The following is a 14,816-nucleotide window of genomic DNA, read 5'->3' as shown; positions in this document are numbered from 1 at the left end:
TATGATCAGTTTCCACCGGCAGGCAGGCGTGATCCTGCTGCAACCTCCGAGAGACAAGGCGTTTCCTTCACATGCGCGCTTCGCAGCCCCCGCAGGCGACGCCCCGCCCCGCCTCCTCGACGAGCTCGACCTCGCGATCGTGCACGCGCTGCAGATCGACGCCCGAACACCGTGGACCCGCGTCGCCGCAGCCGTGCGGGCCGACAGCGCGACGGTGGCGCGCCGCTGGGAACAGATGCAGGAAGAACGCCTCGCCTGGCTCAGCTGCTGGCCGCAGTCGTCGCAGTGGCAGTCCACCACCGACCTCGCGATGGTGCGACTCGGTGCGGGTGCCGACCTCGACGCGATCTCGGCGCCGCCCTGGGCGCTCAGCGTCGAAGAGACCTCCGCCGGGATCGTGGTGCTCGTGGCCTCCGGATCCGGCCTCCGCAGCCTCGGACGGCGCGTGCAGGAGCTCACCGAGGCCGCATCGCTCGGCGCGGGTGCCACCGCGCCGGACATGCACGTCGTCTCCGCCGTGATCGCCGAGGACTCCTCGTGGCGCACCGGCGCGCTCGACCCCCGCGGGCAGCGGATCGCAGCCGCTCGGAGCCACGGCCCCGCGCCGAAGCCCCCGAAACCCGAGATCGTCTCCGAACTGACCGAGGCGCTGGCCGAAGACCCCCGCGCGAGCGCCGCGACGCTGGCCTCGCGACTCGGCGTCTCCGAGGCCACCGCTCGCCGCGCAGTGGACCGGGCCGCGGCATCCGGGCGGCTCGGGCTCGGCTGCGACCTGTCGTCGTGGGCCGCGGGGCTGCGGCGCGGCGCGATGCTCTGGGCGGCCTCCCCCGATCCGTCCGCCGCGGGCGGACGGGCCAGGCGACTGCCCCACTGCTACCGGGTGCTGCAGGTCGTGGGCCCCGCCCCGCTCTGCATCAGCGCGCGAGCGACGACACTGACCGCGCTCCCCGAGATCGAGCGCGCCCTCGGCGACGGCATCGAGATCGTCGACCGCTGGACCGTGCTGGGCGCCCGCAAGCGGAACGGGCACCTGCTCGACGAGTGGGACCGGTCCACGGGCCGGGTCGACGTGCGCTGGTAGACCTTGGCACGAGACGGGGCGACGCGCTCGCACCCGGCGCGCCCGGCGCACCCGGCGCACCCGGCGCGCCAGCGCCGCGATCCGCCCTACCGCTGCTGCGCCACCCGCTCCCGCAGCTGCGCGTCGAGCCGATACCCCGAGAGCGGCAGCAGGCTCGCCAGGCACAGCAGCGCGGGCACGACCGAGACGCCGATCACGATCGCCCACTGCGCCGACTCGGACTGCGCCGCCGCACGGCCCACCCCCTCCACGTACCCGCCCAGGCTGAGGAGCAGACCGAGCAGCGCCGGCCCGAGCGCCAGGCCCAGCAGTTCGAAGCCCGACCACAGCCCCGAGATCATGCCGATGCGGTTCACACCCGAGCGCCGCGCGTCCTCCGCCGCGACATCCGGCAGCATGGCGAGCGGGAAGATCTGCGCTCCCGCATACCCCACGCCCACCACCGCGGCCGCCGCGTACAGCACCGCGATATCGCCCGCCCGCGTGGCCACCAGGCCCAGCAGGCCGAGCGACATGATCGCCGTCGCCACCGCGAAACCCCGTTTCTTGCCGAGCCGTACCCCCAGACGCGACCAGAGCGGCGCGAACAGCACGGCCGGCCCGACGAAGCACACGAAGGCGAGCGTCGCCACGCTCGGATCCTCCACCACGTGCCGCGCCACGTAGACCACTCCGCTGAGCACCATGCCGATCGCGACGGCCTGCAGCACGAACGCCGCGACCAGCCGCCTCGCGTCGCGATCGCGCAGCACGACGCCGAGCTGCTCCACCAGCCGGCCCCCGGCCTCCTCGTCGCGGGTCAGCTCGACGCCCCGGGTGCCGAGCCACAGCCCGACCGCGCCGCAGAGGATCAGCACCGCCATCACGACAGCCATGATCCGGTAGCCGACGATCCCGTCACCGGCTTCGACGATCATCGGGGCGGCCGCCCCGGAGACGAGGATCGCGAGGCTGAATACCGCGACCCGCCAGGTGGTGAGCCGCGTGCGCTCGGTGTAGTCGTCGGTAATCTCGGCCGCCATCGAGAGGAAGGGCACCTGGAAGAAGGCGTAGGCGCTGGCGCAGACGAGCGAGATCAGCAGCACCCAGAGGCCCGCGAGCAGCGGCGGCTCGGTCGGGCCGATGAAGATCACCACGAACACGACCGCCAGCAGCGCGCCCGCGCGGATCACGAAGGGCCGTCGGCGGTCGCGCGGGTGCCGCGAGCGGTCGCTCACCCGCCCCGCGATCGGATTGAGGAGGAAGTCCCACGCCTTCGGGGCGAAGACGATCAGGCCGGCGAGCGACGCCGCCACCCCCAGGTGATCGGTGAGGAACGGGATGAGGATCAGGCCGGGCACGGTGCCGTAGGTGCCCGAGGTGATCCCGCCGAGGGCGTAGCCGATTCGGACGCGGGGCGACAGCTGAGTCATGCCCCGATCGTAGGGCGACGCTCACTTGCGAGCCCGCGACCGGCGCGATCGCGCAGCAGCGCCCCGAAAGCTCACCGAATCCGTCAGGCCGAGCCTGTCAGGCCGCGACGGGCCGTACCCGCAGCGAGTCGACGCGCTCCGCGATAATCGCGTCCGCAGCCCAGCGCTGCTGCGCGTCCGCGACGATCTGCCGCAACTCCTCCCGCGCCAGTCCCGGCGCGAGGCGCAGCACCACATCCGTCTCCGCCGCGAGCAGTCGCGCCTCGGGATCGCCCGGCACCAGCAGCAACTCCGCGACACGAGGCTCCCCCGCCATCGACGCCCGGAACGCCTCCAGCACCCGCGGATCCGCCCAGGCCGGCACGCAGCGCTCGCCGAGCGCGGCAGCCTGCAACTGGGTGCGCCGGACCCCGAACTCCTGCGCGGGGCTGCCCGGATCGATGATGATGAGGTCGGTCTCCTCCTGCGCGGCGGCGAGCGCGACCTGCGGGCCGGGGACCGGGATCGGCCGCGCCTCGGCGTGCCAGTGACGCATCGCCTCCACCGAGCTGAACACCGGCATCACCCGCCGTCCGTCGGGCGCGGCGACCGTCACGATCGACAGCTCCTGCGACTTCTCGACCGTGCGACCGTCAGGCGTCAGCCCCGTCTCGCCCGCCTCCGCGAGCAGCGGAATCAGCAGGCGCACCCCCGAGAGCGCCACGATCGCATCGGCGTGGGCCCCCGCGAGCGCATCGAGATCCGCCCCCGGCTCCCCCGCGGTCAGCCGAGCCGCGGCCCGCCGCACGCCCGCGACCGCCGCCCCCCACGCCGCCGGCGTCGCACCGTCGTCGTCCGAGAAGGCAGTGCCGTGATGATCGAAGGTGCGCCCGTCCCAGGGGAAGCCGGCCGAGTCGGCGGCGCCGCCCGGCACGAGACTCTCGGGCACCCCGGTCGAGCGCGGCGCGTCACCGGTCGAGGGCAGCTTCCTGATGGCCATGCGTGTTCGCGTGAACGCGGATCGTCAGCGACCGGCCACGTCGAGCGCGGCGGGCAGCGTGAAAGCGCCGTCGTAGAGGGCCTTCCCGATGATCGCGCCCTCCACGCCGAGCGGCACGATCTCGCGCAGCGCGACCAGATCGTCGAGGCTCGACACGCCGCCCGAGGCGACCACGGGGCGCGAGGTGCGGGCGCACACCTTGCGCAGCAGATCGACGTTGGGGCCGCGCATCGTGCCGTCCTTGGTGACGTCGGTCACCACGTAGCGCGAGCAGCCGGCGTCCTCCAGTCGCTCCAGCACATCCCAGAGATTGCCGCCGTCCTCGGTCCAACCGCGGGCCGCGAGGGTCTCCCCGCGCACGTCGAGACCCACCGCGATCTGCTCGCCGTAGCGGGCGATCACCGCGCGGGTCCACTCCGGGTTCTCGAGCGCCGCCGTGCCGAGGTTGACGCGGCGCGCCCCCATCTCGAGGGCCGCCTCGAGACTCGCGTCGTCGCGGATGCCGCCCGAGAACTCGATATTGACGTCGCCGGCGCGCTTGATGATCTTGCGCGCCACCGCGACGTTGCTGCCGCGGCCGAAGGCTGCGTCGAGGTCGACGAGGTGGATCCACTCGGCGCCCTGCTCGATCCAGTCGAGCGCGGCATCAACGGGGCTGCCGTAGTTGGTCTCGGTGCCGGCCTCGCCCTGGGTGAGTCGCACCGCCTTGCCGTCGACCATGTCGATCGCGGGCAGCAGCTGCAGCTTCGGGCCCTGCGCCAGTTCGCTCATGTGTGCGGTGCTCCTTCGGTACGAGGGTGGGGGTCGAGGATCAGAGGGTCGAGATCCAGTTGCGCAGCAGCTGGATGCCGGCTTCGCCGGACTTCTCGGGGTGGAACTGGGTGGCGCTCAGCGGGCCGTTCTCGACGGCGGCGACGAAGCGCTCGCCGTGCTCGGCCCAGGTGACGATCGGCCGCGTGGCCTCGCCGCGGCCCTCGAGCGTCCACTCGGTGGCCGCATAGCTGTGCACGAAGTAGAAGCGCTCCTGGGCGATGCCGCGGAACAGCACCGAGTTCTCGGGCGCCTCGACGGTGCTCCACCCCATGTGCGGCAGCACCCCGGCTTCGAGCCGACGCACGGTGCCGGGCCACTGGCCGAGCCCCTCGGTCTCGATGCCGCGCTCGACGCCGCGCTCGAACATCACCTGCTCACCCACGCAGATACCCAGCACGGGGCGACCCCCGGCGAGCCGGCGGTCGATCATCTCGTCGCCGCGCACGGCGCGCAGCTGCTGCATCACCGCGTCGAAGGCGCCCACGCCCGGCACGAGCAGGCCGTCGGCCTCGGCGACCGCCCGCGGATCCCGGGTCAGCTCGACCTCGGCGCCCGCCTTCGCGAGCGCCTTCACCGCCGAGTGCACATTGCCCGAACCGTAGTCGAGGACGACGACGCGCTTGCTCGAGGCCTCCTCGGCGACGCCGTTCCCCGTCACAGGGCTCCCTTGGTGGAGGGGATGCCCGCGACGAGCGGATCGAGCGCCTTCGCCTGGCGCAGTGCGCGGGCGAAGGCCTTGAACTCGGCCTCGGCGATGTGGTGCGGATCCCGCCCCTCGACCAGCTTCAGGTGCACCGTGAGCCGCGCGTTCAGCACCAGCGCCTCGAAGAAGTGACGCACCATCGAGCCGGTGAAGTGCCCGCCGATGAGGTGGAATTCGAAGCCCGCGGGCTCGCCCGAGTGCACGAGGTAGGGGCGGCCCGAGATGTCGACCACGGCCTGCGCGAGGGCCTCGTCGAGGGGCACGAAGGCGTCGCCGTAACGCGAGATGCCGCTCTTGTCGCCGAGCGCCTCGAGGATCGCCTGGCCGAGCAGGATGCCGGTGTCCTCGACGGTGTGGTGCACGTCGATGTGCACGTCGCCGGTGGCGCGCACCGTGAGATCGGTGAGCGAGTGCCGGGCGAGGGCCGTGAGCATGTGATCGAAGAAGGGCACACCGGTGTCGATGTCCGAGGCGCCGGTGCCGTCGAGGTCGAGGCTCAGACTGATCTGCGACTCGCTCGTGGAGCGTTCGAGCGAGGCGGTGCGTGCTGCTGCGGTCATGCGCACGATTCTATCGGGGATCGCGGGTCGCGTTCTCTGCCGGCGCCTCGCCGCTCGGCTCGGGATCGGGGCGCAGCGCCTGGCGCACCGCGATCCAGAGGCCGCCGACGACGAGCACCGCCACGAGGAACGCCCAGTTCGGGATCGCGCCCGACGCCTGCTGCACCCAGCCCTCGATGCGCGCCTGCTCCGAGTATCCGAGTGCGCTGCCGAGCGCGCTCGTGCCGCGGGTGACGAGCAGCAGCACTCCGATGCCCGCCGTGAGCGCGCCGCCGATGACGCTGCTCCACGCGTTGCGCCAGCGGCCGATCACGAGCTCGCGCGGGCGCACCAGGCGCCGCACGCCCGGGATCCGCTCCCACAGCAGGGCGAGCAGCAGCAGCGGCAGGGCCATGCCCGCCGCGAAGACGAGCATCACCAGCCCGCCGAGCAGCGCGTCGCCGCCGTACGCGGCCATGGTGAGGGCCGCCCCGAGCAGCGGCCCGGCGCACACCCCGGCGAGGCCGTAGACGGTGCCGAGCAGGTACACCGAGGCGATCGACGTGCTCTTCGCGCCGCGCTGCCGGGTCATCGTCGGCAGGCGGATCCCGAGCATCATCGCGGCACCCAGCACGATCACGACGATGGCTGCGACGGTCATGAGGCCGTCACGGTGCAGCGTCACCCACGCACCGACGCTGCCGGCGAGCAGCCCGAGCGGCACCAGCGAGGTGGCGAGGCCGAGGAAGAACACCCCCGTGCGCGCGATCAACGCACCGGGGCTGCTGAACGCGTACGCGAAGAACGCCGGCAGCAGCATCGCCGAGCAGGGGCTCAGCAGCGTCAGCGTGCCGCCGAGGAAGGCTCCGAGCAGGGTGAGCTCCACCTCGCTCTACTCGCCGGTCTTGCTGCGGCCCGACTCGGCGGCGGTCACCGCGGCGTCCAGGAAGCTGCGGAACTGCTCGATCGGCTGCGCCCCCTGCAGCACCCGGCAGCTCGCGGTCTCGGCGAAGAACGGCACCGAGCCGACGCCCAGCTGCTTCGCCTGTTCGCTGCTCGCCCGCACCGCCTCGCGCAGGCGGGGGCTGTCGAGATCGCTCGTGAAGCGCTCGATGTCGGCCACGCCCGCCTGCCGCGCGTAGTCGACGAGCACCGCGTCCGTGATCGCGGGACGATCCTGGCTCATCGCGTCGTACACGGCGAAAAGATACTCGAAGTAGCGCCCCTGCTCGCCCGCGGCTCTCGCCGCCACCGCGACCCGGGCCGACACCTCGCCGTCGATGAAGTCGACGTCGTGCACCTCGATGCGCACCTGCCCCGTCTCGACGTACTCGTCGAGCAGCACCGGCAGGGTGTCGCGCGAGAACACCCCGCAGTAGGGGCAGCGGAAGTCGGTCCACTCCGCGATGACCACGGGCGCGTCGACATCGCCGAGCGCCATCACGTCATTCGGATCACGACGTTCGGGTGCGGCGCAGCTCGCGGAATCGGCGGATCCGTCCTGCGCCGAGCCTGCGGCCCCGGCGACGCCTTCTGCGGCGCCGTTCGCTCCCTGCGTCGTTCCCGCGGCGGCACCGCCGCTCCGCAGCTGCGCGAACTGCGAGGCGGATACCCCGACGAGCACCACGACGAGCGCCACGAGCAGCACGACCAGGTTGCGCATCAAGCGATACCGCCGCTCGAGCGTGCGGCGGTCGAGCCCCTCTGCCGGGCCGCGGCGAGGCGGCGTCGCCGGGATCCGGGACTGGGCCTGGGCCTCTGCTTTTGCTTCTGCTTCCGCTTCTGCTGCTGCTGCTTCTGCTTCTGCTTCTGCTTCTGCAGGGTCCGGCAGCTCAGCGAGCGGCGGCTCAGCGGACGCCTGGTCAGCGAGCTGAGGCTCAGCGGGCGGCGGCGCATGAGTCGTCGCGGGCGGCGTCGGAAGATCTTCGGCTGCGCCCGAGGTGCTCTCGGCGCCGGCCGAGCGGTCGTTTTCGTGCTGAGACATCGCGCCAAGCCTATCCGCACGCTCGAGAGATAGCTGTCACTTGTATGTGAACGTCGCCCGCGGATGGCGCTTCCTCACCCGACGCCCAGCCCCCGCCTCCACCGAATCGGGGTCACTTTTGGCCGCGTGTCATCGCAACACGCGACCAAAAGTGACCCCGATTCCACGAGCGCGCGGATGTCGGGCGGGGCCGCCGCAGGCGCGGCGTCAGCACGGCGTCAGCGCGACGGCGTCAGCGCGGCGTCAGCGCGACCTCAGCGCGACGTCAGCGCGGTGATGGCGTCGATCACGGTCGTGGTCTCGGCTTCGGTGCCTGCGGTGATGCGCAAGTGTCCTTCGATGCCGAGGTTGCGGATCAGGATGCCCTGCGCGCGCAGCGATTCGAAGACGCCGTCGGGGTCGGCGAAGCCGCCGACGAGCAGGAAGTTCGCGCCGGAGGGGTGCACCTCGTAGCCGAGGGCTTCGAGAGCTTCGGCGAGCCGGTCGCGCTGCTCGCGGATGTCGGCGACGGTCGCGAGCATCTCACCGGAGTGGCGGATCGCGGCCGTTGCGGCGGCCTGCGTCAGTGCCGACAGGTGGTACGGCAGGCGCACGAGACGCAGTGCGTCGATCACCGCGGGGTCGGCGGCGAGATAGCCGAGCCGCACGCCGGCGAAGGCGAAGGCCTTGCTCATGGTGCGGGAGACGAGCAGGCGGTAACGCTCGGGCAGCAGCGTGACCGCGCTCTCGTGCTCCGCGTCGAACTCGTGGTAGGCCTCGTCGACGATGAGGATGCCGTCGAAGGCGTCGTAGGCGGCAAGGATCACTTCGCGGTCGAGCGGGGTTCCCGTGGGGTTGTTCGGGCCGCACAGGATGGCGATGTCCGGGCGATGCTCGCGCAGCGCCCCGACCACGAGCTCGGGGGTGAGCACGTAGTCGGCCGGACGCGGGACGGAGACCCACGCGGTATCGGTGCCCGAGGCGAGCAGCGGGTACATGGAGTAGGTGGGGGTGAAGCTCAGCAGCGAGCGGCCGGGACCGCCGAAGGCTTGCAGCACCTGCTGCAGCACCTCGTTCGAGCCGTTGGCGGCCCACAGCTGTTCGGCGGTCAAGCCGTGGCCGAGGTATCCGGCGAGCGCCTCGCGCAGCTCCGTGAACTCGCGATCCGGATAGCGGTTCACCCCGCGCACCGCCGTCGCGAGCGACTCCACGATATCGGCGACAACATCCTCGGGGATGGGATGCGTATTCTCGTTGACGTTGAGGCTCACCGGCACGGGATCCTGGGGAGCACCGTACGGCTGCTTGCCGACGAGGTTGGCGCGGAGAGGAAGGTCACTCAGGCTGGTCACCGAACCAGTCTAGTTCCAAGCCCCCGCGGAGCTGTCAGCCCCGCACGCGAAAGGACCGGTCAGATCTCGAGCTCGTCGGCCTGGAACACCACGGGGCTGTCCGAGTAGCGCAGCGGCACGGCGATCGCCTCGCCGGCCTCGATGCCGGATCCGTCGAGCTGGTTCAACTGCACGATCTCGGCGACCAGGTCGCGCGGATCGGCCGCGGGGTCGAGCTCGGTCGCGAGCGACCAGAGCGACGCACCGGGTTGTACGACCACGTAATGGAACTGCTGCTGATCGGCCGCGGAGACCGAGGCCAGCGCCTGAGGCGCCGCGAAGGTCGCCACCAGCGCCAGCAACGCCGCCACGAGCACCGTGACCAGCGAGCCGAACACCACGCGCCCACGCCGGGTGAGCCGCAGCTTCACGCTGCCGCCCACCGCGGGGGCCTCGTACGAATCGTGCTGCAGAACCGCCTGTGCGCTCATGGTGGCTTCTCCGTTTCTCTGCGACGCCCGCGAGTATCACATCGGGGCGAACATCTGTTTCGAATATATCTTCGATCTTTCGAAACCGCAAGCACCGGATTCGAACATGTGTTTCGTTCTTTTCCGCGACACTCGAACACGTGTTTGGCGGTGTTCGAATGCAGGGGCTATGGTTTCGAGCAACGGCATCACTGAATCAGCAACCACTGACATTCATGGATCCGCCCTCCCCGTCACCGCCCTCGGGCCTCGGAAAGGACAGCGATGAGCGACGCTCCCCACTCCCGGAAGCCCCTCAGCGAGAAGCAGCAGGCGATCCTCGAATGCATCGCCCGCTCCGTCGAGACCCGGGGCTACCCGCCCAGCATGCGCGAGATCGGCGATGCGGTCGGCCTCTCCTCGCTCTCGAGCGTGACGCACCAGCTCAGCCGTCTCGAGCTCGGCGGATACATCCGACGCGACCCGAACCGCCCCCGCGCACTCGAGATCCTCGTCGAGCTCGCGAGCACCAGCGCGGCCATCGCCGAGTCGCCCTCGCAGCAGGTGGAGGAGGCCGCCTACGTGCCGCTCGTCGGACAGATCGCGGCCGGCGTCCCCATCACCGCCGAGCAGCAGGTCGAAGAGATCGTGCCGCTCCCCCGCCAGCTCGTGGGCGACGGGCAGCTGTTCATGCTGCGCGTGGTCGGCGATTCCATGATCGACGCCGCGATCTGCGACGGCGACTTCGTCGTCGTGCGCCAGCAGCGCGAGGCCGAGAACGGCGACATCGTCGCAGCCATGCTCGACGGCGAGGCCACGGTCAAGGTGTTCCGCCGCCGCGACGGCCACACCTGGCTCCTCCCCCGCAACAGCGCCTTCGAGCCCATCCTCGGCGACCACGCCGAGGTGCTGGGCCGCGTCGTCGCGGTCTTCCGCTCCGTCTGACGGCGCGGCGGCGGGGCGTCCCCGCCTCGCCGCCCCTCCTCAGGCGACCGGATCCGGCGTCAGCAGTTCGAGCTCCCGCAGCACCGAGAGCACCTGCTCGTGCCTGTTGAAGGTGTAGAGATGCACCGAGGGCGCGCCCCCGGCGAGCAGCTCGCGGGCGAGTTCGAGCGTGTGCTCGACGCCCAGCTCGGGCGCGTATCCCCCGGCCTCGTCGAGCGCTCGGGTCAAGCCCTCGGGGGCAGGTCGACCGGCCAGCGAGGCCACCTTGCGCAGCTGGGCGCTCGTCGAGACCGGCATGAGGCCCGGCAGCACCGGGATGCGCAACCCCGCCCGCTGGGCATCGTTCACGAACGACAGGTACTCCTCGGCCCGGAAGAAGAGCTGAGTGATCGCGAACTGCGCCCCCGCCTCCTGCTTCGCGACGAGCCAGTCGATGTCCTCAGAGCGCGAACGCGACAGCGGATGGCCGTTCGGGTACGCGGCGACCGAGGTGCGCCCGACGCTCGTGAGCGGCGGCCGTTCGGCGCGGGCCTCGGCGATGAGCTCGACCAGTTCGCGCGACGACAGCGATCCCGCGACGGCGGGGGCGCCCTCGTCGAGGCCGCGCGGCGGGTCTCCGCGCAGGGCGAGGAAGTCGTGCACGCCGGCGTCCATGATGCGATGGATCGTCTCGCGCACCGCGTCGCGGCTCTCGCCGACCGTGGTGAGGTGGGCGAGCGGCAGCGCGTCGGTGTGGTCGCGCAGATACCGCAGCAGGTCGAGCGAGGCGTCGCGGTTGGATCCGTTCGCCCCGTAGGTGACCGAGATGAAGTCGGGCCCCGCCGCCGAGAGGTGCTGCACGGCGTGCCCGAGCGCGAGCGCCGCCGCCCCGCTGCGCGCGGGGAACACCTCGAAGGAGAAACGGGCGCGGGTGGGCGCGCTGCCCGCGAGCGGCACCGGGCTCACGATGCCGCCCCCGCCAGCGCCTCGGCGGCCAGTTCGGTACCCCGAACGCGCGCCGCGATCTTCGCGAACGCGACATCGCGGGCGAAATCAGGGGAACCGTGCCGCGGCTTCTCATCGATGAGGTACGGCGAGAAGCCGCAGTCGTCGGTGGATCCGAGCAGCTCGGGCGGCACGAAGCGCGCCGCGCGCACGAGCTGATCCCGGATCTGCTCGGCCGTCTCCAGCCGGGGGTTGGTGGGGTTCGTAACGCCGATCAGCACGCGCGGCGCGGCGCCGGTCGACGCCCGCCCGCGCAGCTGCGCCCCCACGAGACGGGCCACGCGATCCGGATCTTTCTCCCCCGCGGCCTGCACCAGGAAGTACCCCGCCTCGATCTGGAACAGCTCGGGGATCAGCTCGGCGTAGTCGATGTCGGCGCTGTGCGCCGAGTCGTTGTCGTTGCCGGGACAGGTGTGCACGCCCACCGCCGCCCGCTGCTCGGGCGCGAGGCGATCCAGCACACGGTTAATGAGCTCGATGAAGCCCCCGAGCGCCTCGGGCCCCGCCCACGGCGCGCGCAGATCGCGCCGCAGCGCGAGCCGGCCCTCGGTGAAGTCGATCGTGATGCGCGAGGCGCCGGCGTCGAAGCAGCGCGCGATGTCCTCGGCGCAGCCCTCGACGACGTCGCTCAGGAAGTCGTCGCGCGAGTAGTCGCCGAGGCCCGCGTCAGGCACCATGAGCGACAGCATCGACGGCGAGATCACCGCCTGCTTGAGCGGCAGCTCGGTGAGCTCACGGGCCGCGGCGACATCGTCGGCCGCCCACGCCCGGAAGGCGAACGGCGCGCTCGCGAGACTCGGGATCACCCGGTGGTGGCCGTCGGCGAACACCGCGAAGACCGGCCCCTCCTCGACATCCGCGGTGCCGAGCGGATAGCTCGCGAAGCTGTGCCGTCGCTGCTCGCCGTCGGTGATGATCGGCGAGCCCGTCGCGGCGAGGCGCCCGAGCGTATCGCGCACCGCAAGATCCTGCTCGGCGCGCAGCTCCGCCTGCGAGGCGAGACCCGTCTCGGCGTCAAGCACCGCCCGCTGCAGCCGCACCGGTCGCGGCAGCGAACCGACGGGCTCGGTGGGGAGCCCGTCGGCCGGCCAGGGGGCGCGAGCGCCCCCTGGCCGCGAAGCGGATCGCGGGGTCACACCGCTCCTTCGCGCACCGCCTGTGCCGCCCGCACGAGGTTCGTGAGGCTCGCCACGGTCTCCTCGTAGCCGCGGGTCTTGAGGCCGCAGTCCGGGTTCACCCACAGCTGCTCGCCGGGGATGCGGTTCGCGGCGATGCGGATGAGGTCGGTCTGCTCCTCGACGCTCGGCACGCGCGGAGAGTGGATGTCGTAGACGCCCGGGCCGATGCCGCGCGAGTAGCCGTGATCGCCGAGGGGCTCCACCACGTCCATGCGGCTGCGGGCCGCCTCGATCGAGGTCACATCGGCGTCGAGACCGTCGACGGCGTCGATGATCTCGCCGAACTCGGAGTAGCAGAGGTGCGTGTGGATCTGCACCTCGGCCGCCGCGCCGCTCGTCGCGAGGCGGAACGCCCCGACCGACCAGTCGAGGTAGGCGGCCTGGCGGTCGGCGTCGAGCGGCAGCAGCTCGCGCAGGGCGGGCTCGTCGACCTGCACGATCTTGATGCCGGCCTTGACGAGGTCGTCGATCTCGTCGCGCAGGGCGAGCGCCACCTGATTGGCGGTGTCGGCGAGCGGCTGGTCGTCGCGCACGAACGACCACGCGAGGATCGTGACGGGGCCCGTCAGCATGCCCTTGACGAGGCGGTCGGTGAGCGACTGCGCGTACGCCGACCACGCGACGGTCATCGCGGCGGGCCGCGACACGTCGCCCCACAGGAGCGAGGGGCGCGTGGCGCGCGTGCCGTACGACTGCACCCAGCCGTGCTCGGTGACCGCGAAGCCGTCGAGCAGTTCGGCGAAGTACTGCACCATGTCGTTGCGCTCGGCCTCGCCGTGCACGAGCACGTCGAGACCGATCTGCTCCTGCAGCCGGATGACGCGCTCGATCTCCTCGCGGAGGAAGCCGTCGTAGGCCGCCTGATCGATCTCGCCGCGCGTGAACGCGGCCCGGGCCTTGCGGATCTCGGTGGTCTGGGGGAACGAGCCGATCGTGGTGGTGGCGAGGCTGGGGATGCCGAGCGCGCGCTGCGCCTCGCGCCGGTCGCCCTCGTCGGCGCGGCTGCGGTCGGCCTCGGCCACGGCCGAGACGCGGTCGCGGATGCCGTCGACGCGCACCCCGGGCGCCGCTGCGCGATCCGCGAGCACCCGATCGACCTCGGCCAGTTCGCCCTCGATGGCCGCAGCGCCCTCGGCGAGGCCGCGGGCGAGGATCGCCGCCTGCTCGACCTTCTGATCGGCGAAGGCGAGCCACGACTTCAGGCGCTCGTCGAGCTTCGTCTCGTCGTTCACGTCGTGCGGCACGTGCTGGAGGTTGTTGGAGGTGCCGATGACGACGTCGACGCCCGACGCCCGCAGCGCCTCGGCGGTGCCGAAGGCCTTACGCAGATCGGTGCGCCAGATGTTGCGGCCGTCGACGACGCCCGCGACGAGCTGCGTGCCCTCGAAGGCGCGGGCGAGCGCGCCGGAGTCGTGGGCCTCGATCGGCAGCGTGCCGCGCACGAGGTCCGTCTGCACCGCCTCGACGGGCAGAGCGGCGAGGCGCAGCAGCGCAGCCGAGGAATCGCCGTAGGGGGCCGTGAGCAGGATCTGCGGGCGTTGAACGGCGTCGCCGGCCGTCGCGGCGGCGCCGAGCACGCCGTACGCGCGCTCGGCCAGTGCGAGCGCCTCCTCGCGCGGCACGGCGAGGGAGTCGGAGACGAGGGCGGGCTCGTCGAGCTGCACCCAGCCGGCCCCTGCCGCGGCGAGCGCGCCCAGCAGCTCGGCGTAGACCGCGACGACCTCGTCGAGACGGTCGATCGGGCGGAAACCCGGCGCGGCGTCATCGGACGCCTTCGCGAGCAGCAGGTAGGTGACCGGGCCGACGAGCACGGGGCGCGATGCGATGCCCTGCTGAGCGGCCTCGACGAGCTGCGCCACGAGGGCGGCCGGGTTCGCGGCGAAGGAGGTGCGCTCGTCGATCTCGGGCACGCTGTAGTGGTAGTTCGTGTCGAACCACTTGGTCATCTCGAGCGGCTGGTGGTCCTTGTCGCCGCGCGCAAGAGCGAAGTAGACGTCGAGATCGCTCGCACCGGCGACGACATCGGCGAAGCGCCCCGGGATCGCGCCGAGCGCGAGGGTCGCGTCGAGCACCTGATCGTAGAAGCTGAAGCTCTCGGGCACCGCTCCGCCCGTCGCGGGCAGGCCGAGCTCGACGAGCCGGGAGCGCGTCGCGGCGCGCAGCTCGCGCGCCGTCTCGACGAGCTCTGCTTCGCCGGTGCTGCCCTTCCAGTAGGACTCGATGGCCCGCTTCAGTTCGCGGCGGCGGCCGAGGCGCGGGTATCCGAGGATCGTGGCGTTGGGCAGAGGCGTCGTTGCGGACATGCGGGTCCTTCGGTTCGGGGGCGTGGGATGCCGGAAGCTGTCCGGTGCTCCACACGCTATCCCGCACCACCGACGCGGAGCCCGCATGTTGCGCCGTATGAACTACGAAGTGTTA

Annotated in this window: 14 protein-coding genes; 2 read left to right on the top strand and 12 right to left on the bottom strand. The window is 71.9% G+C overall.

Features of this window, described 5'->3' with window-relative positions; translation table 11 throughout:
- Position 1: 1 nt before the first annotated feature.
- The gene (locus tag H629_RS0105435; RefSeq protein WP_024356286.1) at positions 2-1,081 is read left to right on the top strand and encodes an AsnC family protein; all 1,080 of its coding nucleotides are present in this window, start codon (positions 2-4) and stop codon (positions 1,079-1,081) included.
- A gap of 86 nt (positions 1,082-1,167) precedes the next feature.
- Here the strand turns inward: H629_RS0105435 and H629_RS0105430 are convergent, their stop codons facing one another.
- The 9 genes from H629_RS0105430 to H629_RS0105390 form a co-directional block, all read right to left on the bottom strand.
- Positions 1,168-2,493 (bottom strand): MFS transporter, encoded by a 1,326-nt coding sequence (locus H629_RS0105430; RefSeq protein WP_024356285.1) that lies wholly within the window; start codon positions 2,491-2,493, stop codon positions 1,168-1,170.
- Positions 2,494-2,590: 97 nt separating this feature from the next.
- Positions 2,591-3,472 (bottom strand): SseB family protein, encoded by an 882-nt coding sequence (locus H629_RS0105425; RefSeq protein WP_024356284.1) that lies wholly within the window; start codon positions 3,470-3,472, stop codon positions 2,591-2,593.
- A 24-nt stretch (positions 3,473-3,496) separates the two neighbouring features.
- Entirely contained in the window at positions 3,497-4,243 is a 747-nt protein-coding gene (gene priA, locus H629_RS0105420; protein WP_024356283.1) for a bifunctional 1-(5-phosphoribosyl)-5-((5-phosphoribosylamino)methylideneamino)imidazole-4-carboxamide isomerase/phosphoribosylanthranilate isomerase PriA, read from the bottom strand.
- Between the two features lie 40 nt (positions 4,244-4,283).
- Positions 4,284-4,943, bottom strand: coding sequence for an imidazole glycerol phosphate synthase subunit HisH (hisH, locus tag H629_RS0105415; protein ID WP_024356282.1), 660 nt, complete (start codon positions 4,941-4,943; stop codon positions 4,284-4,286).
- Positions 4,940-5,548 (bottom strand): imidazoleglycerol-phosphate dehydratase HisB, encoded by a 609-nt coding sequence (hisB, locus tag H629_RS0105410; RefSeq protein ID WP_024356281.1) that lies wholly within the window; start codon positions 5,546-5,548, stop codon positions 4,940-4,942. The genes hisH and hisB overlap by 4 nt, the downstream gene beginning before the upstream one ends.
- A 10-nt stretch (positions 5,549-5,558) precedes the next feature.
- Complete coding sequence (locus H629_RS0105405; RefSeq protein ID WP_024356280.1) at positions 5,559-6,413, bottom strand: cytochrome c biogenesis CcdA family protein; 855 nt, start codon at positions 6,411-6,413, stop codon at positions 5,559-5,561.
- A 6-nt stretch (positions 6,414-6,419) separates the two neighbouring features.
- The gene (locus H629_RS0105400; protein ID WP_152485649.1) at positions 6,420-7,511 is read right to left on the bottom strand and encodes a DsbA family protein; all 1,092 of its coding nucleotides are present in this window, start codon (positions 7,509-7,511) and stop codon (positions 6,420-6,422) included.
- A 254-nt stretch (positions 7,512-7,765) separates the two neighbouring features.
- On the bottom strand, positions 7,766-8,842 hold the full coding sequence (locus H629_RS0105395; protein ID WP_024356278.1) for a histidinol-phosphate transaminase: 1,077 nt from the start codon (positions 8,840-8,842) through the stop codon (positions 7,766-7,768).
- Positions 8,843-8,901: 59 nt separating this feature from the next.
- Entirely contained in the window at positions 8,902-9,312 is a 411-nt protein-coding gene (locus H629_RS0105390) for a hypothetical protein (protein WP_024356277.1), read from the bottom strand.
- A 264-nt stretch (positions 9,313-9,576) separates the two neighbouring features.
- Here H629_RS0105390 and lexA point away from each other — a divergent pair, with 264 nt between their 5' ends.
- Positions 9,577-10,236 carry a transcriptional repressor LexA gene (gene lexA, locus H629_RS0105385; RefSeq protein WP_024356276.1) on the top strand — a complete coding sequence of 220 codons (660 nt, stop codon included), beginning with the start codon at positions 9,577-9,579 and terminating at the stop codon, positions 10,234-10,236.
- Positions 10,237-10,275: 39 nt separating this feature from the next.
- Here the strand turns inward: lexA and H629_RS0105380 are convergent, their stop codons facing one another.
- The 3 genes from H629_RS0105380 to metE are packed head-to-tail and all read right to left on the bottom strand — an operon-like array spanning position 10,276 to position 14,701.
- Entirely contained in the window at positions 10,276-11,181 is a 906-nt protein-coding gene (locus H629_RS0105380; RefSeq protein ID WP_024356275.1) for a methylenetetrahydrofolate reductase, read from the bottom strand.
- Positions 11,178-12,356 (bottom strand): uroporphyrinogen decarboxylase/cobalamine-independent methonine synthase family protein, encoded by a 1,179-nt coding sequence (locus tag H629_RS0105375; RefSeq protein WP_024356274.1) that lies wholly within the window; start codon positions 12,354-12,356, stop codon positions 11,178-11,180. Before H629_RS0105375 ends, H629_RS0105380 begins: the two co-directional genes overlap by 4 nt.
- Positions 12,353-14,701, bottom strand: a complete 2,349-nt coding sequence (metE, locus tag H629_RS0105370; RefSeq protein ID WP_024356273.1) for a 5-methyltetrahydropteroyltriglutamate--homocysteine S-methyltransferase — start codon at positions 14,699-14,701, stop codon at positions 12,353-12,355. The genes H629_RS0105375 and metE overlap by 4 nt, the downstream gene beginning before the upstream one ends.
- Positions 14,702-14,816: the final 115 nt, after the last annotated feature.

The organism is Leucobacter chironomi DSM 19883, from assembly GCF_000421845.1.
Classification (GTDB): Bacteria; Actinomycetota; Actinomycetes; order Actinomycetales; family Microbacteriaceae; genus Leucobacter; species Leucobacter chironomi.
This window is presented reverse-complemented; position numbering and strand designations above follow the sequence as displayed.

What these genes read in the sequence shown, in the direction of transcription:
- lexA (WP_024356276.1), top strand. Translation starts at nt 9,577, where the DNA reads ATGAGCGACGCTCCCCACTCCCGGAAGCCCCTCAGCGAGAAGCAGCAG.
- priA (WP_024356283.1), bottom strand. Translation starts at nt 4,243, where the DNA reads ATGAGCGAACTGGCGCAGGGCCCGAAGCTGCAGCTGCTGCCCGCGATC.
- hisB (WP_024356281.1), bottom strand. Translation starts at nt 5,548, where the DNA reads ATGACCGCAGCAGCACGCACCGCCTCGCTCGAACGCTCCACGAGCGAG.
- H629_RS0105425 (WP_024356284.1), bottom strand. Translation starts at nt 3,472, where the DNA reads ATGGCCATCAGGAAGCTGCCCTCGACCGGTGACGCGCCGCGCTCGACC.
- H629_RS0105390 (WP_024356277.1), bottom strand. Translation starts at nt 9,312, where the DNA reads ATGAGCGCACAGGCGGTTCTGCAGCACGATTCGTACGAGGCCCCCGCG.
- metE (WP_024356273.1), bottom strand. Translation starts at nt 14,701, where the DNA reads ATGTCCGCAACGACGCCTCTGCCCAACGCCACGATCCTCGGATACCCG.
- H629_RS0105400 (WP_152485649.1), bottom strand. Translation starts at nt 7,511, where the DNA reads ATGTCTCAGCACGAAAACGACCGCTCGGCCGGCGCCGAGAGCACCTCG.
- H629_RS0105430 (WP_024356285.1), bottom strand. Translation starts at nt 2,493, where the DNA reads ATGACTCAGCTGTCGCCCCGCGTCCGAATCGGCTACGCCCTCGGCGGG.
- H629_RS0105435 (WP_024356286.1), top strand. Translation starts at nt 2, where the DNA reads ATGATCAGTTTCCACCGGCAGGCAGGCGTGATCCTGCTGCAACCTCCG.